Source organism: Paraburkholderia adhaesiva (genome assembly GCF_021390575.1).
Lineage (GTDB): Bacteria > Pseudomonadota > Gammaproteobacteria > Burkholderiales > Burkholderiaceae > Paraburkholderia > Paraburkholderia adhaesiva.
Map to the genome: position 1 here is coordinate 44,551 of NZ_JAJEJQ010000002.1, position 22,521 is coordinate 67,071.

At 61.8% G+C, this 22,521-nt stretch carries 21 protein-coding genes and 1 pseudogene; 12 read left to right on the plus strand and 10 right to left on the minus strand.

Annotation, left to right across the window (positions count from 1 at the left end):
• Positions 1-77 precede the first annotated feature (77 nt).
• Together L0U80_RS15555 and L0U80_RS15560 are read left to right on the plus strand one after the other, a co-directional pair.
• Positions 78-719, plus strand: a complete 642-nt coding sequence (locus tag L0U80_RS15555; RefSeq protein ID WP_233866215.1) for an HAD-IB family hydrolase — start codon at positions 78-80, stop codon at positions 717-719.
• Positions 720-863: 144 nt separating this feature from the next.
• A complete protein-coding gene (locus L0U80_RS15560; RefSeq protein WP_233866217.1) occupies positions 864-1,562 on the plus strand; it encodes a dienelactone hydrolase family protein in 699 nt (232 codons plus the stop codon).
• Positions 1,563-1,645: 83 nt separating this feature from the next.
• On the opposite strand, the gene L0U80_RS15565 is transcribed toward L0U80_RS15560, so the two are convergent.
• The gene (locus L0U80_RS15565; protein WP_233866230.1) at positions 1,646-1,906 is read right to left on the minus strand and encodes a hypothetical protein; all 261 of its coding nucleotides are present in this window, start codon (positions 1,904-1,906) and stop codon (positions 1,646-1,648) included.
• Between the two features lie 270 nt (positions 1,907-2,176).
• On the opposite strand from L0U80_RS15565, the gene L0U80_RS31520 reads away from it, so the two are divergent.
• From L0U80_RS31520 to L0U80_RS15575, 3 genes are read left to right on the plus strand one after another with little or no spacing between them, the layout of a single operon-like run.
• The gene (locus L0U80_RS31520; protein ID WP_267954834.1) at positions 2,177-2,299 is read left to right on the plus strand and encodes a hypothetical protein; all 123 of its coding nucleotides are present in this window, start codon (positions 2,177-2,179) and stop codon (positions 2,297-2,299) included.
• Positions 2,299-3,135: a peptidoglycan DD-metalloendopeptidase family protein gene (locus L0U80_RS15570; protein WP_233866232.1), complete on the plus strand. Its 837-nt coding sequence runs from the start codon at positions 2,299-2,301 to the stop codon at positions 3,133-3,135. Before L0U80_RS31520 ends, L0U80_RS15570 begins: the two co-directional genes overlap by 1 nt.
• 50 nt (positions 3,136-3,185) lie before the next feature.
• On the plus strand, positions 3,186-3,770 hold the full coding sequence (locus tag L0U80_RS15575) for a BPSL1445 family SYLF domain-containing lipoprotein (protein ID WP_233866234.1): 585 nt from the start codon (positions 3,186-3,188) through the stop codon (positions 3,768-3,770).
• A gap of 33 nt (positions 3,771-3,803) precedes the next feature.
• Here the strand turns inward: L0U80_RS15575 and L0U80_RS15580 are convergent, their stop codons facing one another.
• Both L0U80_RS15580 and L0U80_RS15585 read right to left on the minus strand, forming a co-directional pair.
• Positions 3,804-4,580 carry a DNA/RNA non-specific endonuclease gene (locus L0U80_RS15580; RefSeq protein ID WP_233866237.1) on the minus strand — a complete coding sequence of 259 codons (777 nt, stop codon included), beginning with the start codon at positions 4,578-4,580 and terminating at the stop codon, positions 3,804-3,806.
• Positions 4,581-4,947: 367 nt separating this feature from the next.
• Positions 4,948-5,307: a DUF3564 domain-containing protein gene (locus L0U80_RS15585; RefSeq protein WP_233866240.1), complete on the minus strand. Its 360-nt coding sequence runs from the start codon at positions 5,305-5,307 to the stop codon at positions 4,948-4,950.
• Between the two features lie 315 nt (positions 5,308-5,622).
• Here L0U80_RS15585 and L0U80_RS15590 point away from each other — a divergent pair.
• The 3 genes and pseudogenes from L0U80_RS15590 (at position 5,623) to L0U80_RS15600 (ending at position 8,218) form a co-directional block, all read left to right on the plus strand.
• Positions 5,623-6,034: pseudogene (locus tag L0U80_RS15590) on the plus strand (rubrerythrin family protein).
• 209 nt (positions 6,035-6,243) lie between these two features.
• On the plus strand, positions 6,244-7,581 hold the full coding sequence (locus tag L0U80_RS15595; RefSeq protein WP_233866243.1) for a heterodisulfide reductase-related iron-sulfur binding cluster: 1,338 nt from the start codon (positions 6,244-6,246) through the stop codon (positions 7,579-7,581).
• Between the two features lie 46 nt (positions 7,582-7,627).
• Positions 7,628-8,218: a DUF3501 family protein gene (locus tag L0U80_RS15600; RefSeq protein WP_373322207.1), complete on the plus strand. Its 591-nt coding sequence runs from the start codon at positions 7,628-7,630 to the stop codon at positions 8,216-8,218.
• A 7-nt stretch (positions 8,219-8,225) separates the two neighbouring features.
• Here L0U80_RS15600 and L0U80_RS15605 read toward each other — a convergent pair whose 3' ends face one another.
• Positions 8,226-8,687 (minus strand): GNAT family N-acetyltransferase, encoded by a 462-nt coding sequence (locus L0U80_RS15605; RefSeq protein ID WP_233866248.1) that lies wholly within the window; start codon positions 8,685-8,687, stop codon positions 8,226-8,228.
• A gap of 168 nt (positions 8,688-8,855) precedes the next feature.
• Here L0U80_RS15605 and pdxR point away from each other — a divergent pair, with 168 nt between their 5' ends.
• Positions 8,856-10,334, plus strand: coding sequence for a MocR-like pyridoxine biosynthesis transcription factor PdxR (pdxR, locus tag L0U80_RS15610; protein WP_233866251.1), 1,479 nt, complete (start codon positions 8,856-8,858; stop codon positions 10,332-10,334).
• Between the two features lie 34 nt (positions 10,335-10,368).
• Here pdxR and L0U80_RS15615 read toward each other — a convergent pair whose 3' ends face one another.
• Entirely contained in the window at positions 10,369-11,349 is a 981-nt protein-coding gene (locus tag L0U80_RS15615) for an aldo/keto reductase (protein ID WP_233866255.1), read from the minus strand.
• A gap of 769 nt (positions 11,350-12,118) precedes the next feature.
• Here L0U80_RS15615 and L0U80_RS15620 point away from each other — a divergent pair.
• From L0U80_RS15620 to L0U80_RS15630, 3 genes are all read left to right on the plus strand, one after another.
• Complete coding sequence (locus L0U80_RS15620; RefSeq protein ID WP_233866258.1) at positions 12,119-12,781, plus strand: hypothetical protein; 663 nt, start codon at positions 12,119-12,121, stop codon at positions 12,779-12,781.
• Positions 12,782-13,092: 311 nt separating this feature from the next.
• Positions 13,093-15,069 (plus strand): acetate--CoA ligase, encoded by a 1,977-nt coding sequence (gene acs, locus L0U80_RS15625; protein ID WP_233866261.1) that lies wholly within the window; start codon positions 13,093-13,095, stop codon positions 15,067-15,069.
• A gap of 78 nt (positions 15,070-15,147) precedes the next feature.
• The gene (locus L0U80_RS15630; RefSeq protein WP_233866264.1) at positions 15,148-15,741 is read left to right on the plus strand and encodes an acetate uptake transporter; all 594 of its coding nucleotides are present in this window, start codon (positions 15,148-15,150) and stop codon (positions 15,739-15,741) included.
• Positions 15,742-16,358: 617 nt separating this feature from the next.
• Here L0U80_RS15630 and L0U80_RS15635 read toward each other — a convergent pair.
• The 5 genes from L0U80_RS15635 to ugpB form a co-directional block, all read right to left on the minus strand.
• The gene (locus L0U80_RS15635; RefSeq protein WP_233866267.1) at positions 16,359-17,594 is read right to left on the minus strand and encodes a porin; all 1,236 of its coding nucleotides are present in this window, start codon (positions 17,592-17,594) and stop codon (positions 16,359-16,361) included.
• Positions 17,595-18,187: 593 nt separating this feature from the next.
• Entirely contained in the window at positions 18,188-19,312 is a 1,125-nt protein-coding gene (locus tag L0U80_RS15640; RefSeq protein WP_233866270.1) for a sn-glycerol-3-phosphate import ATP-binding protein UgpC, read from the minus strand.
• A gap of 109 nt (positions 19,313-19,421) precedes the next feature.
• Complete coding sequence (ugpE, locus tag L0U80_RS15645) at positions 19,422-20,267, minus strand: sn-glycerol-3-phosphate ABC transporter permease UgpE (RefSeq protein ID WP_233866272.1); 846 nt, start codon at positions 20,265-20,267, stop codon at positions 19,422-19,424.
• Positions 20,264-21,148 (minus strand): sn-glycerol-3-phosphate ABC transporter permease UgpA, encoded by an 885-nt coding sequence (gene ugpA / locus L0U80_RS15650; protein ID WP_233866275.1) that lies wholly within the window; start codon positions 21,146-21,148, stop codon positions 20,264-20,266. Before ugpA ends, ugpE begins: the two co-directional genes overlap by 4 nt.
• Before the next feature lie 15 nt (positions 21,149-21,163).
• Positions 21,164-22,453 (minus strand): sn-glycerol-3-phosphate ABC transporter substrate-binding protein UgpB, encoded by a 1,290-nt coding sequence (ugpB, locus tag L0U80_RS15655; protein WP_233871342.1) that lies wholly within the window; start codon positions 22,451-22,453, stop codon positions 21,164-21,166.
• Positions 22,454-22,521: the final 68 nt, after the last annotated feature.

Sequence of the window (22,521 nt, forward strand, 5' to 3'; positions counted from 1 at the left end):
TCGACAATGACGCCGGTTTTGCCGCCCACCGCGGCATCGCCTCCTCCTAATTTATTCCACCGTCCGGCTCCTGATACATGAACGACCGCGTCGTCGCCGCTTTCGATTTCGATGGCACCATCACCACCACCGACAGCTTCCGCGCGTTCCTGCTGGACGCTGGGGGCCCGGTGCGCTTTGCGCTCGCCGCGCTGCGTTGCCTGCCGTGGCTGGCGGGCATTCCGCCGGGCTGGTCCGAGCGTGGACCCACGAAGGCGCGATTCATGTACGCGATGCTCGGACCTGTGCGACGCGACGCGCTCGAAGTGGCCGCGCAGCGTTTCGTCGACACACGACTGCCCGCGCTTCTGCGTCCCGAGATGCTGGCGCGTGTGCGCGAGCATCAGGCGTTGGGACATGAGGTCGTGCTGGTGAGCGCGTCGCCTTCTGTGTATCTGCGTAAATGGGCGGCGACCGTTGGTATCCAGACCGTGCTATCGAGCGAACTGGATTGGCGCGACGGCGTTTATACGGGACGACTGGCGGGCCAGAATTGCTGGGGACCGGAGAAGGTGGCGCGACTGCGTGCATGGTGGGGCGAGCGCGCCCCCGCCACGCTCTACGCTTACGGCGACAGCCGCGGCGACCGCGAAATGGCCGCGCTCGCGAATCATGCGTGGATACGCGGGACCTCGGCGCTGCCGCCGCTCGTGGCCGCCGGAGGTTTCGGCACGTCTTGAATGGGGCGTGAAAGGGGCTGAACCGTTCACGGGCTCGCGTATTGCTTCTGGTTGACGCTGGGCATCGACATGCGGCATCGACGGCTGATCGCGGATCAGTGGTTGGGGCCGCTGCCCATCCACCCGAACGGAAGGAGGCAGCCCATGAACGGACAGTGGACCCAGGTGAAATCGCGCGACGGTGGCACGTTTCGCGCCTACACGGCGCTGCCGGCGAAGGGCAACGGTCCCGGCCTCGTGCTGTTGCAGGAGATTTTCGGCGTAAGCGCGTACATGCGGTCGATGGCCGACCAGTACGCTGGAGAGGGCTACGTCGCGATGGTGCCGGACCTTTACTGGCGGCTTGAGCCGGGTGTCGATCTTGGCTACGAAGACGAGGACCTCGCAAAGGCGCTCGCGCTTCTGGAGCGTTTCGATAACGATCTCGCCGCGGACGACGTCGCCGCGACGCTCGCCGCGCTGCGGGCGCTCCCGTCACATCGCGGCAAGGCGGGCGTGCTCGGCTACTGCCTCGGTGGACGGATCGCGTTTCTGGCCGCCGCTCGCACCGACACCGATTGCGCGATCGGCTACTACGCGGTGGGCATTGAAAATTATCTCGGCGAAGTGCAGAAGATCCAGTGCCCTCTGATGCTCCATTTCGCAGCCGCCGACGCCTATTGCGATGCCGCCACGCGCGATCGCATTGCGAAGGCGCTCGCGGGCAAACCTGGCGTCGAGCTTTACACCTACGAAGGCTGTGACCACGCGTTCGCGTCGCCATCGCGGCCGCACTACGACGCGTCCGCAGCGGCGCTGGCGTATTCGCGCTCGCTCTCGATGCTGCACCGCGCGCTTGGCTAGGTCCAGGATTTCAACGCGCTGAGGGAAGCGCACTGCTGTCGCGAGTTCGTCGCGCAAACCGTACTAGCGCCTGCGGGACGCGTTCAACGGAACGGATTGTCGACGACGCCTGGCTTTTCGTCGGGTTCGTCGGCAATCCTTGCGGGCAGGTGCGGATCGGCTTGCAACTTCTGCACGACACTGTCCAGCGCCGCCTTGAGCGCGAGCGCGGCTGCGAGCCCGCGCTTGTCGCGCGTAAGTGCTAGCGTGCCAGAGAGCCTCACGCGCGTCGTGCCGTTCGTGACCGTGAGCGCGTCACCCTCGACGTTCAGGACGTCGTCGTCGTTTGCGTATGCGTCGAACACCTTGCGATCCTCCTTGAAGTGCCATCGTCGGCATTATAGATAGCCGGTCGCGATGGGCTCGACCGTCTTCTTCCTTCGTCCCGCGCTGCACGCATTGTCAAATCTTTGTTAGAAACACGAAGTTTCGCGGTTCGCCGACTGATATCGGTCAAAGTCCGCGCGCGTAGCACGGTGGGCCGTCGCGTAAAGCGACGATCATTTCGCACTTGTGCCTCGTGGCGCCGCGTGTGTGTCGCGTGTCTCGCAATTCGCAGGAAGAAGGAGTGTGTCGTGAGTTTTCTTGAAAAAGTAGCGGAACCTGTCGTGGTCGTCGCCTGTTTCAACTATGGTGGCACACCGGCCGCGCTCGCACGCGTCGCGCACCTGACTGAAACAGATCATTCGCATAACTGATGATGCGCGCACCGACTTGCGGGGCCGTGCGTCGCGGCTTCAGACTGGGTTTGACGACGCGAGGCGCTGCGTGTTCGGTCGCGTTGGCCGCGGCGCTGTGCGGCTGCACGTTCACGCCATGGCCTGCTTCTTCAAGCGATGCAAGCAACACGGCGTCCGCGTCCGCGAAGCAGGAGCAGCCACCGCTCCTGCCCACCGGATCTGCGTCGGCGGCGGCGCCCGACGCCGATGCGCCGGCGGGCTTCTACCGCGTCAAGCCAGGCGACACGCTATATCACGTCGCTACAACGCACGGCCAGCGCGTGGCCGACGTCGCGAGCTGGAACAAATTGCCCGACTCGGGGCTCGTGCAGGTGGGCCAACTGCTGCGCGTTTCGCCGCCCGGCACCGACACCACCTCCGGCAGCGCCCAGGCGCAGCCAGCGACGGCGTCTTCCACATCCACCGCCGCCACGAATCAGAGCAAGTCGCGCTTCGTGTGGCCCATTAACGGCGGCGTGAATGCGCCGTTCGTGACGGGCAAGTCGCGCGGTGTGGTGATCGTGGGCACGGCAGGCCAGTCGGTCAAGGCCGCTGCGGCGGGCCGTGTGGTTTACGCGGGCGATGGCATCAAGGCTTACGGAAATCTCGTCATCATCAAGCACGACACGCAACTGATCACGGCGTATGGCCGCAACAGCAAGCTGCTCGTGCATGAGGGAGCTACGGTGAAGCAGGGTGAAGTGATCGCGCAAAGCGGCACGGACCAGGCGGGCAAGGCGTCGCTCGTGTTCGAGATTCGCGAGGACGGCAAGCCGGTCGATCCGCTCCCGCGCCTTCCAACGCCGCGCCCGTAGATAAACACAAACACAAAAGCGATGTCGATGCATCGAATGGCGAACGAACAATGAACAGAAGGCAATTCCTTGCTGGCGGCCTGGTCGCCGCCGGTGTGCTCGCGGGCTGCACGACGACAAGCTTGTCCACGGACGCCGCGAGCCAGAACGCACAGGCACGCCGTGAAATCGATACCGGTTGCGACGCCACGCTCGCGCGACTGTACAGCACGGTGCCGGGCTCCGGCGAACTCATCGGGAAAGCGCGCGGTGTGCTCGTGTTCCCTTCCGTGATCGGCGCAGGATTCTTCGTGGGGGGCAATTACGGGCGCGGTGCATTGCGCATCGACGGACGCACCGCTGGCTACTTCAATTCGATCGGTGGCTCGTTGGGTTTCCAGTTTGGTGCGCAGTCGCGCGCTATCGTCTACGCGTTCATGACGCAGAGCGCGCTCGATCGCTTCATGCACAGCAGCGGGTGGAAGGCGGGCGCCGATGCGACGGTCGCCCTCGTCAAGATGGGTGCGAACGGGAAGGTGGATACGTCGACGGCGGTCAATCCGATCGAGGCGTTCGTGCTGACGAACACTGGCCTGATGGCGGGTGTATCGCTCGAAGGCGCGAAGGTTTCGCGCCTCGACATCGAAAGTCCGTAACTCACGCGAAGTCCGCGTGTGCGAGCGCCTCGCTCACCAACCCCACTTGCGCATGCCGAATGTGCGGCCGTTGAATGACACTTTCGTCGCCTCGGCGGCACTCGCCGGAATGCCAGGGAAACTGATCCCGCTCTGCTGTTCGAGTGTGCGCACTGAGCGCACGTCGTAGCGCTCGGCACTGGTGTTGTCGGCGACGATCGCGAACGCCAGCTGCTGAGACGGCACGTACACAACCTTGTAAATCTGCGTCGGTACCAGCACGCGTGACGGGCCGATCGTCTGCAACTGCGCGCCCGTGAAGAGCGGGCCAGTCACGACCCACGCTTCACCATATTTAGCAGCGAGCCGGCGCACGGCTGCTTCGATGCGTGCCCACAGACGTTCGTTGTTCTCGCGGTCCTGGGGCACGATGTTCGCGAGCGAGAACGACTCCGCCATCGCCTGCGGATTCCAGCGGTTGCCTGCGGGGCTCATATGACCGCGGTCGAAGCCACTGCGCCTGTAGTCGGCAAGCGTCGCGCCTTCCCCGGCGGGCAGCCGGTCGTCTTCGAAGAAGCGGTTCGTGCGCGTCATGTCCTTCGCTGCTTCGAGGTGTTCGCGCGTGAGATGCTCGGCGGACCACAACGGACCGTGCGTGACACCCGAATGCAGCACGGCGAAATCCGAATAGCAGAGCACGCGCGTCTTTGACGCCATGCGCGGATTCGTGAGCGTGGGGAACTGGCCGCCGGGAGCGAACCCGGCACAGTCCGGCGCGGCGAACGCATGGCTTGCGACAGCCATCAGGAGACAGGCAACGAATTTCTTCATCGGCGAGGCAGGCAAATTCAAACGGGGTGACGGCGGGCTGAAAGTATAGCGGGCGCGTTCGCACGCGGCCAGCCACGCCATTGCGCCGGGTTCATGCGGCGAGCATGAGCGGCCAATGGGTGGCACTGGAAATCGTCGAGTGTGATCGATACGATGTCCGCGCCTTCCGCGGTGGGTATATTCAGGAATGGAGCGGCCCTGCGCGACTACCTCTCAAGGGCATATCGCGCGCGTATCACGCATCCACGCGACCATCAACGCGCGACGCAACGCAACGCGGCGCCGGATGTACGGCGCCGCGTGCTTGCAAAAAAACTAAAGTGATTCCGGGTGGAACCGAAGCGGAACTGCGCGACGCGCTACGTCGTCAGCCCGCGAATAATGCGTGTTCGGCGTGCACGACCTGGCGGTCGACCGCTTGCAGACGCCATTTGCCTTCCATTGGCTCGTGCGACGACTCGCACGACCAGGTGGCGTCGCCGTACGACGAACTGATTTCCTGCCGGCGATTGACGTGCAGACCGCGCAATGTACAGAGCGGCGAGTCGTCGAGGGGTGCGCACAGCGATGTCACCCCGTCCGCGTCGTGCACCTCGCCCCACTTGGGCAGGTCGATGCCGTCGTGCGACTCGCGCGACCAACGGCGTTGGTCCGTATCGAGCCAAAGAACGGCGTAGTCGTGATTGACGGTCGGGTCAGAACCGTTGATCAGGATGGTAAGTCTCATGTCAGCTCCGATAGAGCGTGTTGAGGTGAGCAATTAACTGTAGAACGTTTGCGGGCGGCTGCAAGGGCGGAATGTGCATGTTGACCGGGGCAATTCGTCGCCGGTGAATATATTCGCGGCCCGCGCCTTGCTGCGCGCGGCCATCGGCGACGATCCGTGACTATCGGCGGGATTGAAAATCACAATTGGGAAGGTCCCAGCCGCCTCCTAGATTAATAGATGCGGTGTAACCGCGTCAGATCACTGTCCTGTTGCACTGCAAGGTTGCGGGTAGCGCTGCGTCCCCACAAATCACGCTGATGGATGGAGGAATCGATGACACAGCTAAAAGGCTCGAAGACGGAACAAAACCTCAAGGATGCATTCTCGGGCGAATCGCCGATACCTTTACTTCGCGGCAAAGGCCGATGTGGAAGGCCAGAATGACGTCGCCGCGCTGTTCCGTTCGACCGCCGAAGGCGAAACCGGCCACGCGCACGGTCACCTCGAATATCTGGAAGCCGTCGGCGACCCGGCGACGGGCCTGCCGTTTGGCTCTTCACGGCTGAACCTCCAATCGGCGATTGCAGGCGAAACGCACGAATACACCGATATGTACCCCGGCATGGCGAAAGTAGCGCGCGATGAGGGATTCGACGAAATCGCGAACTGGTTCGAAACGCTGGCGAAGGCGGAACGCAGCCACGCGAATCGCTATACAAAGGCGCTGGACGCGCTCGCGGACTGATCGCGCGCCTGTGATGTATCCGGCATTCGCGCGAGAAACGCCCACACGCATACAGTAGCGGTGTGCGTGGGTCGCTGTGCCGTGTGCGCGCGTTGAAAACGGGATGTGCCCGGGTCGGGCCGACTGGCGCGCCGGTTCCGCACCGGCGCGCGGCAAACGCATGGCTGGCCGCCCGCGCTCGCGCCCTCATAACTAGAACTGGAGACGTCATGCCCCACAAGGAAGGCAGTCTCGAAGCACCGACGCGGCATCCACTCGACTGGCAGTCTGAAGCGTTCTACGACAAAGAAAAGCTCGACATGGAACTGGCCCGCGTGTTCGACATCTGCGCGGGCTGTCGCCGCTGCGTGTCGCTGTGCGGCGCGTTTCCCGCGCTCTTCGATCTCGTGGACGAAACCGACACCGGCGAGGCGCACGACGTCGACAAGTCGAAGTTCGGTCAGGTCGTCGATCAATGCTACCTGTGCGACCTCTGCTACATGACGAAATGCCCTTACGTGCCCCCGCATCCGTGGAATGTGGATTTTCCGCATCTGATGCTGCGAGCTAAGGCCATCGACTATCGCAATGGCGAGGTGAAGTTGCGCGACCGCGTGCTCTCGAATACGGATGCGCTCGGGCATCTCGCGGGCATTCCGGTCGTCACGCAGACCGTCAACGCCGTGAATCACACGAGGGCAATGCGCGGTCTGATGGAGGACACGCTCGGCGTCGACCGAAAGGCGTGGCTGCCCGACTTCGCGGCGCGCAAGTTCCGCAGCGCGGCGAAGCGTGCGGCATCGAACGAAGTGCGCGACGGCGAGCGCACGCCGGGCAAGGTGGCGATCTACGCGACCTGCTATGTGAATTTCAACGAGTCCGGCATCGGCCACGATCTGCTCGCCGTGCTCGATCACAACGCCATTCCCTGGGTGCTCGTGAAGAGCGAAGCGTGCTGCGGCATGCCGTTGCTCGAACAGGGCAATCTGGAAGGCGTCGCGCTGAAGCAGGCGCAGAACATGCCCGTGCTCGCGCAGTACGCGCGCGAAGGTTACGCGTTGATCGGCGCTGTACCGAGTTGCGTGCTGATGTACAAGCACGAGCTTCCACTCATGTTTCCCGACGACCCCGACACGCGCGCGGTGAGCGAAGCGTTCTGGGATCCGTTCGAATACTTCGTTTCGCGGCATCGCGACGGCCTGCTCAACACCGATTTCCGGACGCCGCTCGGCAACGTTTCGTATCACGTTCCGTGTCACGCGCGCGTGCAGAACATCGGGCGCAAGACGTCCGATCTGCTGTCGCTCGTGCCCGAAACGAAGGTCAATGTCGTAGAGCGCTGCTCTGGGCACGCGGGTACGTTCGGCGTGAAGAAGGAGTTTCACGCGATGTCGATGAAGATCGGCACGCCCGTCTTCAAGCAGATGGCGCAGGGTGAGCCGGCCTTTATCTCGTCGGATTGCGCGCTGGCGGGGCATCATATTGCGCAAGGCATCGGCGAGAATCAGCTCGGCGATCCGCCGCTTGCGCATCCGCTCACGCTTCTGCGTCGCGCTTACGGTATATAAGGTATCCGAAGCAATTTGTGTACATATACGACTTCAGGAAATGACGATGACTATTGCGAGAATCGCGAGAAATTCGCTGCTGACGCTGGAGGCTTACGCCAAAGTTCGCGGCGACATGCGCAACCGCATCATCGAGCACAAGAAGCGGCGTGCGGTCACGCTCGGCAATCACTTGACGTTCCTGTTCGAGGACGAAACGACGATCCGCTATCAGATCCAGGAAATGCTGCACATCGAGAAGATTTTCGACGAGGACGGCATTCAGGGCGAGCTGGAAGCATATCTGCCGCTCGTGCCGGATGGCAGCAATCTCAAGGCGACGATGCAGATCGAGTACGTAAGCGACATCGAGCGCCGCGCGGCGCTGGCGCGGCTCATCGGCATCGAGGACCGTATCTTCGTGCAGGTGGACGGCGCAGCGCCGGTCTACGCGATCGCCGACGAAGATCTCGAACGCGAGAACGCCGAGAAGACCTCGGCGGTACATTTCGTGCGCTTCGAGCTAACGCCTGAAATGAAGACGCGATTGCGCGATGGCGCCGCGCTCATGATCGGCTGCGATCATCCGAACTATCGCGTGGCCACGCAGACGATCGACGGCGACACGCGCGCAGCGCTTGTCGCCGATCTCGACTGACGCAGTCTCAAACGTCCTTTCGGTACATGACGAAGCCGGGCTTGTCGGCGACGCCGTCGTAGAGGCGCATCGCCGTGTGGTTCGTCTCGTGCGTGTGCCAGTACACGCGCGACGAGTTCGCCGCCTTCGCGGCAGCATAGACACCTTCGATCAGCGCGCGCCCCACGCCTTTGCCACGTTCGTCCTCGACGGTGAAGAGATCCTGCAGATAGCAGATCGGGCCGTCGAGCGTCGTGCTGCGGTGAAAGATGTAGTGCACGAGGCCAACGACACGCCCCCCGCGCAGCGCGACTAGCGCGTGCATCGGCTCGATGCCGTCGAAGAAGCGTGACCATGTCGTGCGCGTGATCGATTCCGGCAGCGCGGTCGGCCCGAAGCGACCGTAGAAACGGTTGTAGCCATCCCACAGCGGCAGCCAGGCGTCGTAGTCGGCGCGCGTGACGGCGCGCACTTCGAGGGTGTCGGTCAAGATCGTTCTCCTTCGTTCGTATTGGAATGCCGAGGTGATCGGTGAGTCAGGGCGGTGAGCGAGCGCACGCGAAAAACCAGCGCCGCTCGGCCGACGACAGAACCAAGCGTAAGCGAACTGTGGCACCATTGTTAGTCCAACGACAGCGAGAATTCATGGAGCCACCGATTGGACTACGCCTTGATGATGGCGGCCTATGCGCGCCGCACGGCACGCAAGCTCACGCAACAGGACCTGCTGTACGAGAGTTTGCGCCGCGCGATTCTTGATGGCGATATCGGTGAGGGCACGCGGCTTGCGTCAAGCCGCGCGCTCGCCGAGCAACTGGACATCGCGCGCAATTCGGTGCTCTACGCGTACGAACGGCTCGTGGAAGAGGGATTCGTAACGGCCACGCGCCACGGTTCGATCGTCAATGCGGTGACGCACGGCGCTGTGTCGCTGCAAACGCATGCGGAGCGGGCCAGCGAAAGTGGGCCGATTCTTTCGCGCCGCGTGCGCGAACTTCCGCCGCGGCGCGGCAGCCCCGGCGGCGTCACGGCGTTGCGGCCCGGGGGCCCCGCGCTCGACGCGTTTCCGTTCGTGCAATGGCGCACGTCGGTCGAACGTGCGATGCGCCGTCTGCGCGCGAGCGATATGAGCTACGGCGACAGCGCGGGCCATCCGGCGTTGCGTCAGGCGATTGCGCAGTACGTGCGCGTGTCGCGCGGCGTGCGTTGCCAGCCGGAACAGGTGTTCATCACCGATGGCACGCAGTCGAGCCTCGACCTGTGCGCGCGCCTCTTTGCCGATCCGGGCGAACGCCTGTGGATCGAAAATCCCGGCTATCTCGGCGCGCGCGTCGCCATGCTGGCAGCAGGGCTGCAACTCGTGCCGGTGAGCGTCGATGCAACAGGTATGGCGCCGAGTGCGGCGGACTGGCGCGATGCACCGCCGCGGCTCGTGTATCTCACGCCGTCCCATCAGTATCCGCTTGGCAGCGTGCTGAGCCTCGAGCGCCGCCTCGCGCTCATCGAGCATGCTCGCGCGTGCGGCGCCTGGATCATCGAAGACGACTACGACAGCGAACTGCGCCACGACGGCCCGCCGCTGCCGTCGATCCAGGGGCTGGCCGACGACACGCCCGTGGTCTACCTCGGCACGTTCAGCAAGACGATCTTTCCGGCGTTGCGCATCGGCTTCATGGTGGTGCCGCAGGGCGTGGCGCAGCAGGTTGCGAAGGCCATCGGCACGCTCTGGCGGCAAGGGCGCGTGGCCGAGCAGATGGCGCTGGCCGAGTTCATCGAAAGTGGGCGTTTTGCGCGGCATTTGCGTCGCATGCGCAAGCTTTACGAGCAGCGCCGCGACGGTCTGGTTGCCGCAATTGAGCGGCATCTCGCGGGAATTGTGACGGTGTCCGCCGACGCTGGCGGCATGCATCTGACCGTGCGCCTCGACGTGCCTTTGCGCGATATCGACGTGAGTGAGGCCGCGCACGCGCACGGCCTCAATCTGTCGCCGCTTAGCGCATACTGCCTCCCCGGTCCGGGCATCGCGCGCTACAACGGCTTTTTGCTGGGTTACGCCGAGGCGCCGCCAGACGTTGCCGACACGCTGATGGCGACGCTAGCGCGCGTGGTGCGCGCGATGCTGGCCGGCGCCGTCTGACCGACGGGGCAGACTGACACGGCGGAGTCGCGGCTCACTCGTGTCCGGCCACCGGGTGCGGGACGTACGGTGCTTCGAGCGCGTCGACCTCCTCGTCGGTGAGATCGAGCGAGAGCGCCGCGACGGCGTCCTCGAGATGCAGCGGTTTCGAGGCGCCGATGATGGGCGAAGTCACCTCCTGCTTCTGCAGCAGCCACGCGAGCGCAACCTGCGCGCGCGACACGTTGCGCGCCTTCGCAACCGCCGAGACGGCACCGATAACCGAGCTATCGGAATCGGCGGTGGCTTCGTAGAGCCGCTTGCCATAGGCGTCGCTACGCTCGCGCTCGCTCGTTTCGTTCCAGTCGCGCGTGAGGCGCCCGCGTGCGAGCGGGCTCCACGGCATGACGGCGATGCCCTGATCGGCGCACAGCGGCAGCATTTCGCGCTCTTCCTCGCGATAAAGCAGGTTCAGGTGATCCTGCATGCTCACGAACGGCGTCCAGCCGTTCAGATACGACGTGTAGAGCGCCTTGCTGAACTGCCACGCGTACATGGACGAAGCGCCGATGTAGCGCACTTTCCCCGCCTTCACGAGATCGTGCAGCGCTTCGAGCGTCTCTTCGATCGGCGTGTAGTAATCCCAGCGATGGATCTGGTAGAGATCGACGTAATCGGTTCCGAGGCGACGCAGGCTGTTGTCGATCTCCGCGAAGATCGACTTGCGCGAAAGGCCCGCGCCGTTCGGGCCCGGACGCATGCGGTTGTAGACCTTCGTCGCGATCACGACGTCGTCGCGCTTCACGGAGTCGAGCAGCACGCGGCCCACGATTTCCTCGGATGTACCGTCCGAGTAGGTGTTGGCGGTGTCGAAGAAGTTGATTCCGGCGTCGAGCGCCTGGCGAATGAGCGGCCGTGCGGCGTCTTCGTCGAGCGTCCACGGATGCGTGCCGCGCCCGGGCACGCCGTAGGTCATGCAACCGAGACACAGCCGCGAAACTTCCAGGCCGGTCGAGCCGAATCTGACGTAGTCCATTGCTGTTGCTCCTTGTGCGAAAGCGGATGACTGAGGCGACGTTGCCGCGATGTCGTGCGCAGGCAATGCGTTTCCCGCCTGGCGCCTGGCGGCGATTTCGCCAGCGTATCTCAGCCGGAGCGATTGCGCAGCAAGGGCGTCACCCGCGGCGAGGAGGTATGGCGATCAAGCGTCGAATTTCGAGAAAGCGAGGTTGCCGAATTATGTGCTAATTTATGCCGGGTAATATTTATCCTGTGCAGGATAATCCAACCAATATGATTCGGAGTGCGTATCGGCCTTGGGCTATAGGTCCGATGCATTTTCGCCGTTTCGATCCAGCGGGAGCCATTGTGGGGCACAGCGATGTGGGGCACAGCGATGTTGACTACAGCATTCCGGTCGACGAATTCGGATTCATGTCCGACGATGAAAGGGCTCAGAGTGTCGCGCAACAAGACGCCGGTTGCATACAAAGTACAACTTACCGTCAAGCATGGGTGCTTCTTGAACATGTGTTGTTTATGGCGAAGATGAAAAAGCACCCGGAACACGCGAGACCGCGTTCGCCGGCTTCAAGTACGCCGTTGACGCGGGAACTAGACACGCCCGCAGCCGATAGCCGACGAATCACAAGCACGTTCTGGCTCGGAGAAGACGTTGCCGCAGCGCTTCGGGCGAACAGGCAGGGATCGATGGATCCCGCTCCGGGCAATCGCCGTGCGTGGTGGCGACGTCTCAGCCGCCTGTTTGCGTGCTTAAGACTCTACTAACTTCACCCATTTGCCCGATGCCGACTGACTACATCGCGCCTTTCGCCCTCTGGATCGTCGTGCGCCGCGTACATCGGCGTGACGGTTCGTATTTCGCCGAGCCCGCGTGTGCTGGGTGGGGCGGAAACGGCGGTCTCGCCGTATTCGTTTCGCGCCTTCATGCCTGCGTCTACGCCACGCTGCGCAATGTCCATCGTGCGCAGGACGACACGGACGACTGGCGGTGCATTCCGCTGCAGGCCTTCGATCTGCATAGCGATATCCGCGACGTGAACGGAGAGCTCAACTGCGCGATGACTTTCGCGTTCGCATGCGATTCCACAGGTGCGCTGACCGTTGCAAACGGTGCGCCGGGTCTTTGCTATATCGAAGCCACATTCGATCTGCCCGACCTCGGTCCGGAGCCGGTCTTCAACTTCAGCCAGTGGGCGTTCGACATCATGCGCGAGCTTTGGGAGCGCGTTGGCGCGCACGGCTACCCGGAATCGATCGATCGTACTGCGGTGATGGATGACATGACATTCGCGTGTGCGCTGAGCGTCGCGCTGGAGGTTGCTTCGCTAACACGCGCGGAGCCGGATGGCGATCACTGGACTGTCTACGACGCTGAAACGGTGCGCTGGATTTCGACGCCTGCGCGATCGTCCGGCGCATTGCAAACAATGCGGACGATCCACTGATAACGTGCGCAACGTGCACGATGCCGGGCAGAACGAGCGTGCTGAAACAGGTGTGGCCGCGCACATCGTTGCGTGGTCTATACGCGTTCAACGACTCGCTAATGCGACGCTACGTCCCTCGCTGTGAACCGTGTGCAGATCAAACCACGGCGTTCCGACGGAGGGCGCGTAAGTTTGAGGTAAGTGAATGCGGTTATCAATACGTGACGCGACACGCCATAAAAACAAGAGTCGCCTGCAGTTTAGATGTAACCAATAAATAAGGTAGCTATCGCTCACGCAGCGGTAGAACAGATGATGGAGACAATCAAATGTTGGAATCCGTACTGCGGGAAGACCGCGTTTTCGCGCCGTCCGCACAAATCGTAGCGAGTGCCACGGTGTCCGGCATGGACGCCTACCAGGCGCTGTGCGCGGAAGCCGAACGCGATTACGAGGGCTTCTGGGCGCGCCTCGCGCGCGAGACCCTGACGTGGCAGAAGCCGTTCACGAAGGTGCTCGACGAATCGAACGCACCGTTCTACACGTGGTTCGAGGACGGCGAACTCAACGCTTCATACAACAGCCTCGACCGTCACGTCGAAGCCGGCAATGGTGCACGCGTCGCGGTGATCTTCGAAGCCGATGACGGCACCGTCACCCACATCACCTACCAGGACCTGCTCGCCCGCGTTTCGCGCTTTGCCAATGCGCTGAAGAAGCGCGGCGTGAAGAAGGGCGACCGCGTGGTGATCTACATGCCGATGTCCGTCGAGGGCATCGTCGCGATGCAGGCGTGCGCGCGGATTGGCGCGACGCACTCGGTGGTGTTCGGCGGTTTTTCGTCGAAGTCGCTGCACGAGCGCATCGTCGACGTGGGCGCCGTGGCGCTCATCACCGCCGACGAGCAGATGCGCGGCGGCAAGGCGCTTCCGCTCAAGAACATCGCCGACGAAGCGCTCGCGATGGGCGGCTGCGAAGCGGTGCACAGCGTGATCGTGTACCAGCGCACGGGCGGCAAGGTCGCGTGGCACGCGGGCCGCGACTACTGGATGCACGAAGTCTCGGCAGCCGAGAGCGACACGTGCGCGCCGGTGCCGGTGGGCGCGGAGCATCCGCTGTTCATCCTCTACACGTCGGGCTCGACGGGCAAGCCCAAGGGCGTGCAGCACAGCACGGGCGGCTATCTGCTGTGGGCCGCGCAGAGCATGAAGTGGACGTTCGACTCGAAGCCGGGCGACGTGTTCTGGTGCACGGCCGACATCGGCTGGATCACGGGCCACAGCTACGTCGCGTACGGACCGCTGACGATCGGTGCGACCCAGGTGGTGTTCGAGGGCGTGCCGACGTACCCGAACGCGGGCCGCTTCTGGGACATGATCGCGAAGCACAAGGTCACCACGTTTTACACCGCGCCCACGGCGATCCGCTCGCTGATCAAGGCGTCGGAAGCCGATGCGAAGGTGCATCCGAAGAGCTACGACCTCTCGTCGCTGCGCATTCTCGGCACGGTGGGCGAGCCGATCAATCCGGAAGCGTGGATGTGGTACTACGAGAACGTGGGCGGCGCGCGCTGCCCGATCGTCGACACGTGGTGGCAGACCGAGACGGGCGGCCACATGATCACGCCGCTGCCGGGTGCGACGCCGCTGGTGCCGGGTTCGTGCACGCTGCCGCTGCCGGGCATCATGGCGGCGATCGTCGATGAAACGGGCCAGGACGTGCCCAACGGTCAGGGCGGCATTCTGGTGGTCAAGCGCCCGTGGCCGGCGATGATCCGCAACGTGTGGGGCAATCCGGAGCGCTATCGCTCGGGGTACTTCCCCGAGGAACTGGGCGGGCGTCTGTACCTGGCCGGTGACGGCAGCGTGCGCGACAAGGACACGGGCTACTTCACGATCATGGGCCGCATCGACGACGTGCTGAACGTGTCGGGTCACCGGCTGGGCACGATGGAGATCGAGTCGGCGCTGGTGGCCAATCCGCTGGTGGCGGAGGCGGCGGTGGTGGGTCGTCCGGACGACACGACGGGTGAGGCGGTGGTGGCGTTCGTGGTGCTCAAGGGCGCGCGTCCGCATGGTGACGACGCCGTGAAACTCGCCAACGATCTGCGTGCGTGGGTGGGCAAGGAGATCGGACCGATCGCCAAGCCGCGCGACATCCGCTTCGGCGAGAACCTGCCGAAGACGCGCTCGGGCAAGATCATGCGGCGTCTGCTGCGCTCGCTGGCGAAGGGCGAGGCGATCACGCAGGACGTTTCGACGCTGGAAAATCCGGCGATTCTCGATCAGCTCGTGGAAAACGTGTAACGGCTCGGGCCGTGAGCTTCAAAGCATAAAAGCGTTAATCACCGGGATGACAATCCCACAAGGAAGGAGACAGTAAGCATGGCAAACGAAATCAAAAAATTCCCCAATCCGGCGCCTCTCGGCCTTGCAGGCTTTGCGCTGACGACGTGGCTGCTCAGCATGGTCAACGCAGGATGGTATTCGGGTGAGGCAATGGGCATGGTGATGGCCGTCGCCCTCGCTTTCGGCGGCACTGCACAGATGATTGCTGGCGTGATGGAATTGCCGCGCGGTAACACGTTCGGTGCCACTGCGTTCACGGCTTACGGCGCATTCTGGTGGTCGTTCGCGCTCTTCGTGCTGTTCCTGCACGACAAGGTGCCGGCAACCTTCGTGGGCTGGTACCTCTGCCTGTGGGGTGTGTTCACCTTCTACATGTGGCTTGCCACGTTCCGTTCGCCGAAGGTTCTGCAGGCCATCTTCCTTGTCCTCTGGATCACCTTCTTCCTTCTGGCCGCTGGTGACTTCACGGGCTCTGCGACCCTGCACATGGCAGGCGGCTACGCAGGTATGCTCACCGCCATCCTGGCCTTCTATCTGTCGGCAGGCGAGATGCTGCTCGAAACGTACGGCCGCGAGATCCTTCCGATTGGACTGGGTCGCGCTGCTCCTATGCCCGTTATGGCACGCTGACATAACCTGGCGGTTCAGCTGGACTGCATCGAGCCTTCGCTGTCGATGGCATGACGCTTGATCCGGGCTGAACGGCCTGAACTTGCCAGTTGATCTCGGCCCGCGCTTTTCAAAAGCGCGGGCTTTTTCATTTCAGAGCGGGTTATCGGTGGCTGCTTGCGTCGAATTGAATGAAACGCCGACGCTCGTCACTCCGTGGTGCGTAACAACCCGTCTTTTGTCGTTGGCCGGCAACGCCATATTCCGGTAGCGGACGTGGCACTGCGGGATCGTGAAGAGGGCAAAGAAATTGAATGAGCCGCCGACGCTCGTCACTCGGTGGTGCGTAGCAACGCGTCTTTTGTCGTTGACCGGCAACGCCACATCCCGGCAGCGATCGTGTCATTGCGGGATCGTGAAGAGGGCAAAAAAATTGAATGAGCCGCCGACGCTCGTCACTTACTGATTCGTAGCAACGCGTCGTTTGTCGTTGGCCGGCAACGCCATATCCCGGTAGCGGACTGGCACTGCGGGATCGTAAAGAGATCAAAAAAAATCGGTCTTTTCCCGGAGGAAAAGACCGATGCAGTTAGCTGCCGGACTGGCAACCGGCGTACCGGTTGCCATGTCACGCAAAATTAGAACTTTTGCGTCATGCCGACCATTGCTGCGACTTGCTTGTTGTTGGCCGATGCACCCGAGCCCGAACCCAGTTGAGCGCGGGCCTTGGCGCCGGTCGAATCCGTGCCCGAAGCCAGCTCGTACCAGCCCAGTGCGTAGACCGAGGTGCGCTTGGACAGCGCGTATGTGGCACCCAGGTTGAACTGGTTGTAGTGCGCACCGTCAACCGCGTTGCTCGCACCGCTGTTATGGGTGTAGATGTACGCCGCGCCCAGTTGCAGTGCCGGGGTCAGGTTGTACGTTCCGTTGATTTCACCCGTGTTAAACGTTGCTTTGCCAGTCGCCCCCGCAGTGGCCTTCCCGCCTGTCGCAGTAACGTTACCGAGACCACCGAACTGCGTGTTCGTGTAGACGAGACCGATGTTTGCCGGACCGAATGCGTACGAACCGCCAACCGTTGCCACTTGCAGCGACGAAGCCGACGCATAGCCTTGCCAGATCGGGCTGGACATGTTGTTGCCCGAGGCCGTCGTCCCGACCGTCCCCGGCACCGAAGCACCGGCAACCGTGCCGAACGATGCGTAGTACGGATTCTTCGTGAAGGTGTAGCCTGCACCCGCCACGATCGGGCCATTGTTGTAGGCAAGGGCTGCTTCGAGGATCTGATTGCCGGTGAAGTTACCCGCTTGGCCACCGAGGCTGTACAGGAAGCCAGCTTGCAGACCCGAGTAAATCGGGCTTTGGTAGCGAATCGCGTTGTTCAGGCGGTTGGTCGTGTTCAGGTTGCTGACATCACCCACCGGCGTACCGAAGTTCGTGCCCGAGCCGGCCCACGTGTCACCCGACTGGAGGATACCGACCATGTCGGCGACCACCGAACGCTGGTGACCCAACGTCAGCGTACCGAACTGGTTGCTGCTCAGACCGACGAACGCCTGGCGACCGAAGAGCAGGCCGCCTTGAGCCGATGCGCCGGTGGCGGTTGTGAAACCGCTTTCGAGTGTGAAGATCGCCTTCAGGCCGCCGCCGAGGTCTTCAGCACCCTTCAAGCCGAAGCGCGACGAATTCGCCTGGCTCATAGCCACAAGCCCACTGCCGTGGGTGGGGTTAACGGTGGCGCTGACTTGCTTGTTATTCACATACAGCACGCCTGCATCGACGAGGCCGTAGAGCGTGACGCTGCTTTGCGCGTGAGCTGCACCAGCGAATGCGCTCAGTGCCAGAACGGCCGCGGTGGTCTTGGTGAATTTCATCTGTATATTTTTTCCAAATAACATCGGGCTATTGTGGACAGGCCACAATCAGCGTGAAAACCCCGATGATTCGATTAGTAATTGAATAGCCTGAACTCTCTGGCACAAGATGGTTTCATTGGATTCTCCAAACCTTTTTTGGCTTGCTAATGAACCTGTACCAGCGGCACGATGCTAGCAGCTACATGTCAGCTTCTGTATGACTGACTTACTTTGTGTTGCACCGATGCGACACGCTTGCTGGAACAACAATTCCGTTCAACGCGCAAACGTTTGGTTTGCGACGATGCGCGGCTAAGGCTGCGCAAAAAGTGACAATCCGCCGCGAGTTCGCGTCGTCTTCCAGATGGTCCTTATCCGGTCACAGGTCACCGGAAAGGTCACCAGCTATTTCACTAATTCGCTCATTTCATCAATTCGATTTTGAAATATCGAATCGACACTTCGCGCTGCCAGATTGCGCGCATCGCTCCAGATCGTTGACCGTATAAACGAGAATTCCCAGGCCCGCCGTTTTTAGCGTTGCGAGGCGCGACTCGTTCAGCGTGCTGAGGCCATTGCGTGCATCACTTCGTGTGGTTTATTCAGGGCGCTCATGAAGCACGCAAGCCGGTCGCCGAATCGAAAAAGTGCAAATGCTGAGATGGCAACGCCACTTCCATTCGTTCGCCCGCACGCGGCCGATGTGTGGCCGCAAGACGAACGACGATTTCCTGATCTCCGAATCGGCCATGCACGAGATTGTCTGCGCCCAGTAGTTCGCACGACTCGACCGTCAACGCTACCGATTTCGCACCTGGCACAGTGGCAATGTGCTCCGCGCGAATACCGAGCGTATATTCCCGTCCGGCGTCGAGTCGGCTGACGATGGAGTTCTCGTTCTGTGAACTTCGCTCCCCGACAGTGTGATCGAACCCTGAGTCGAGGGGCAGGCGTGGCCCGTTGCCACTAACCTCGAAGAAGCGGCTGTCCTCCGAGACGCGGCCCCGCAGCAGGTTCATTGCCGGAGAACCAATGAAGCTCGCCACGAACAAACTCGCAGGCTTTTCATACACTTCGCTGGGTACACCGATCTGTTCGATGTAACCACCGTTCATAACCACAACCCGATGCCCAAGGGTCATCGCTTCGATCTGATCGTGCGTGACATACAAGCTCGTAGTCTGCAGTCGCTGGTGCAGCCTCTGGATTTCGAATCGCATCTGGACGCGCAGTTTCGCGTCGAGATTCGAGAGGGGTTCGTCGAAGAGGAACACCGCCGGCTCGCGGACGATCGCGCGCCCCATCGCCACCCGCTGACGTTGCCCACCGGAGAGATCGCGCGGTAGACGTTCGAGCAGCGAGCCGAGTTCGAGGATCTTCGCGGCAGCGGTTACGCGTTCGTTGACCGTGCGCTGATCCACGCCACGAATCTTCAACCCGTACGCCATGTTCTGCGCCACGTTCATATGCGGATAAAGCGCGTAGTTCTGGAAGACCATTGCGATGTCGCGGTCTTTCGGTTCCAGCTTGTTGACCACCCGGTCGCCGATCGAAATGGCGCCTTCGGTCACGCTTTCCAGACCAGCGACCATTCGCAGCAGCGTCGACTTCCCGCAGCCCGATGGACCGACGAGCACCACGAATTCGCCGTCGGCAACGTTGAGGTCGACCGAGTGCAGCACCGTGGCTTTGCCGTCATAAGACTTGCGTACGCGGTCAAGAGTCAGGGTTGCCATCAGATGAACTCCCGTGTCGATCCGACATGAGTCGTTTGAAATCCAGATCCGCTAGTGCGACGAGCCTGTCGCGATGCCGATTCACCCATCATGAAAATCTCTTTAGCCATCATTTTTCGGAATCGACCAGCCCCCTCACGAACCACCGTTGCATGGAGAGCACGACGACGAGCGGAGGCAGCATCGCGAGCAACGTCGCCGCCATCACCAGATGCCATTGGGTGGCGGCATCGCCACTCGCAATCATGCTTCTGATGCCGACGACCGATGTCGTCAGCGTCTGTGAGCTCGTAATCAGAATTGGCCACAAATACTGATTCCACCCGTAAATAAACGTGATGACGAAGAGCGCCGCAATGTTCGTCCGGGACAACGGCAACACCACGTCCCAGAAGAAACGCAATGCGCTTGCACCGTCGATGCGCGCTGCTTCCAGAAGCTCGTCGGGCAGCGTCAAAAAGAACTGGCGAAACAGAAAGGTTGCGGTGGCCGATGCCGTCAACGGCAACGTCAGCCCGGCATAGGTGTTGGTCAGATGCAGCGCTGACACGACCTCGACGGTCGGAAATATCCGCACCTCGACCGGCAGCATCAATGTGGCGAAGATCAGCCAGAACGAAACTTTGCGCAGCGGGAAGCGGAAGAAAACAATCGCATAGGCCGAAATGACGGATACGGCGATTTTGCCGATCGCAATGGCCAGCGCCATGATCAGGCTGTTAGCCAGCATTCTCCCGAACGGCGAAGCGGCGTTTCCGGTGCCATGCGTCCACACCGTATGCATGTTTTCGAAGAGGTGCGTACTGGGAACGAGTGACAGCGGCACCGTGAATACTTCCGACTCGTTCATCGTCGCAGCACAAAAGGCGACGTAAACGGGAAACACGATGATCAGCACACCCACAACCAGCATCGCGTGGCAGAACAGGTCAAAACCTCGGCGATTCTCGATCATGAGTATTTCACCTTGCGCTCGACGAACCGGAACTGGATCACGGTCAAACCGACGACGAGCAGCATCATGACAACCGACTGGGCACCCGAGCTACCGATGTCGAGTCCCTGAAAACCTTCCGTGAAAATCTTGTAGACGAGTGTCTTGGTCGCCTGAGCCGGGCCACCGCCGGTGGCCGCATCGATAACGGGAAACGTGTCGAAGAATGCGTAGACGAGATTGACGACCACAAGAAAGAATGTCGTCGGTGATAGTAGTGGTAGCGCTATTCCAAAGAAGCGCCGTACCGGACCCGCGCCATCGATGGCGGCCGCTTCGATCAACGATCGCGGAATGGCCTGCAGACCGGTGTAAAAGAAAAGGAAGTTGTAGCTGATCTGTTTCCAGACCGAGGCCACGACAACAAGCGTCATGGCCTGAGTGCCATTCAGCGCGTGATTCCACGTAATGCCGACCTTCGACAACGAAAACGTCACGATTCCGATGCTCGGGTTAAACAAAAACGCCCAGAGGACCGCGGCAATTGCAGGCGCCACGGCATACGGCCAGATCAGCAACGTCCGATAGATGAGTTTGCCGCGGCTGATGCGATCGGCCATCGCCGCCAGGAACAGCGAGACGACGAGACCGATTGTCGTGACGAGCGAACTGAATACGACTGTCGTGCGAACCGAATCGAGGTAAAGCGGATCGGCAAACAGGTGCCGGAAATTCGCGAAACCGACGAACTCGGTTGAAATGCCGAACGCATCCTGAGACGACATCGACTGCCAGAGTGCGACCCCCGCAGGCCAGAGAAAAAAGACGCCCGTGATCAGGAGTTGTGGCGCAATCAACAGGAAAGGCAGCAATCCCGCGCCAAAATGCGTTCGACGTTCCATTCACCTGCCCGCAGCTTAGTTAGCGGTCTTTTCGAAGCGGCGCAGCAGTTCGTTGCCGCGCGTGTTCGCGTCATCGAGTGCCTGTTGCGGCGTCTTCTTGCCTTCCCAGACCTGTTCCAGATCTTCGTCGACGACCGTACGGATCTGCGGCATATTGCCAAGACGCAGGCCACGCGTGAACGGAAGGGGCGGCTTGTTCAGCATCTGGATCATCGCGGTATCGGCGCCCGGATGCGACGTGTAGAAGCCCTGTTGACGGGTCAGATCGTACGCAGCCTTCGTGACCGGCAGATAGCCCGTATCCTGGTGCCATTTCGCGGCGACCGGGGCAGAGCTCAGGTACGAGAGAAACTCGGCAACGCCCTTATACGTATCGGGATTCTTGCCGCCGAGCACCCAGAGGCTTGCGCCACCGATGATTGCATTCTGCGGTGCGCCCTTGATCGACGCATCGTACGGCATCATGCCGGTGCCGTACTGGAACTTCGCGTACTTCTGGACGTTAGCGAGCGTGCCCGACGAGCCCATCATGATGCCGCAATCGCCGCTATAGAACTTGGGCGTTGCTTCGTCTTTCCGGCCGACGTACGTGAACGTACCTTGTTCGAGCATCTTCTGCAGGAAAGCGATGTGCGCGACCTGCAGCGGCTTGTTGATTTCGAGCTGCGCGTCGAGGCCGTCGAAGCCGTTCTTTTGCGTCGCGATCGGGGCAGCGTGCCACGCGCTGTAGTTTTCGACCTGGATCCATCCTTGCCAGCCGGTCGTCAAGCCGCACGTCATGCCCGACTTCTTGAGCTTCGCGGCATCGTCGGCCACTTCGCTCCACGTTTTCGGCGGCGCATCCGGATTCAGACCGGCCTTCTTGAACGCATCCTTGTTGTAGTAGAGAACCGGCGTCGAGCTGTTGAACGGCATCGACACCAGATGGCCCGTCTTCGCGTCGCTGTAATAGCTTGCGATCGTCGGCACGAACGCCTTCTCGTCGAATTTGATGCCGGCCTTCGTCATGACGTCGTACACGGGAACGACAGCCTGCTTCGCGTTCATCATCGTAGCCGTACCGACTTCATAGACCTGCAGGATCGCCGGCGCGTCGCCACTGCGATAAGCGGCAATGCCAGCGGCCAGCGTCTGGTCGTACGTACCCTTGAAGACGGGAACGATCTTGTACTGGCTTTGCGTTGCGTTGAACTGCTGGGCGATGTCGTTCACGCGATCGCCGAGCGCGCCTTCCATCGCATGCCAGAACTGGATTTCCGTTGCGGCGTGGGCCGTGTGGGCCAGTCCGGCGAGCATCAGCATCATCGAGGCAGCGCGCAAGCGGGCGCCGAGTGCTCCATTCAACTTATCGATCTGTTTCATGAATACCTCTT

Bases quoted from the DNA above. Each gene is read 5' to 3' on its own strand.
- L0U80_RS15555 (WP_233866215.1), top strand. From the start codon at position 78: ATGAACGACCGCGTCGTCGCCGCTTTCGATTTCGATGGCACCATCACC.
- L0U80_RS15560 (WP_233866217.1), top strand. From the start codon at position 864: ATGAACGGACAGTGGACCCAGGTGAAATCGCGCGACGGTGGCACGTTT.
- L0U80_RS15570 (WP_233866232.1), top strand. From the start codon at position 2,299: ATGATGCGCGCACCGACTTGCGGGGCCGTGCGTCGCGGCTTCAGACTG.
- L0U80_RS15575 (WP_233866234.1), top strand. From the start codon at position 3,186: ATGAACAGAAGGCAATTCCTTGCTGGCGGCCTGGTCGCCGCCGGTGTG.
- L0U80_RS15580 (WP_233866237.1), bottom strand. From the start codon at position 4,580: ATGAAGAAATTCGTTGCCTGTCTCCTGATGGCTGTCGCAAGCCATGCG.
- L0U80_RS15585 (WP_233866240.1), bottom strand. From the start codon at position 5,307: ATGAGACTTACCATCCTGATCAACGGTTCTGACCCGACCGTCAATCAC.
- L0U80_RS15595 (WP_233866243.1), top strand. From the start codon at position 6,244: ATGCCCCACAAGGAAGGCAGTCTCGAAGCACCGACGCGGCATCCACTC.
- L0U80_RS15600 (WP_373322207.1), top strand. From the start codon at position 7,628: ATGACTATTGCGAGAATCGCGAGAAATTCGCTGCTGACGCTGGAGGCT.
- L0U80_RS15615 (WP_233866255.1), bottom strand. From the start codon at position 11,349: ATGGACTACGTCAGATTCGGCTCGACCGGCCTGGAAGTTTCGCGGCTG.
- L0U80_RS15620 (WP_233866258.1), top strand. From the start codon at position 12,119: ATGCCGACTGACTACATCGCGCCTTTCGCCCTCTGGATCGTCGTGCGC.
- acs (WP_233866261.1), top strand. From the start codon at position 13,093: ATGTTGGAATCCGTACTGCGGGAAGACCGCGTTTTCGCGCCGTCCGCA.
- L0U80_RS15630 (WP_233866264.1), top strand. From the start codon at position 15,148: ATGGCAAACGAAATCAAAAAATTCCCCAATCCGGCGCCTCTCGGCCTT.
- L0U80_RS15635 (WP_233866267.1), bottom strand. From the start codon at position 17,594: ATGAAATTCACCAAGACCACCGCGGCCGTTCTGGCACTGAGCGCATTC.
- L0U80_RS15640 (WP_233866270.1), bottom strand. From the start codon at position 19,312: ATGGCAACCCTGACTCTTGACCGCGTACGCAAGTCTTATGACGGCAAA.
- ugpE (WP_233866272.1), bottom strand. From the start codon at position 20,267: ATGATCGAGAATCGCCGAGGTTTTGACCTGTTCTGCCACGCGATGCTG.
- ugpA (WP_233866275.1), bottom strand. From the start codon at position 21,148: ATGGAACGTCGAACGCATTTTGGCGCGGGATTGCTGCCTTTCCTGTTG.
- ugpB (WP_233871342.1), bottom strand. From the start codon at position 22,453: ATGATGCTGATGCTCGCCGGACTGGCCCACACGGCCCACGCCGCAACG.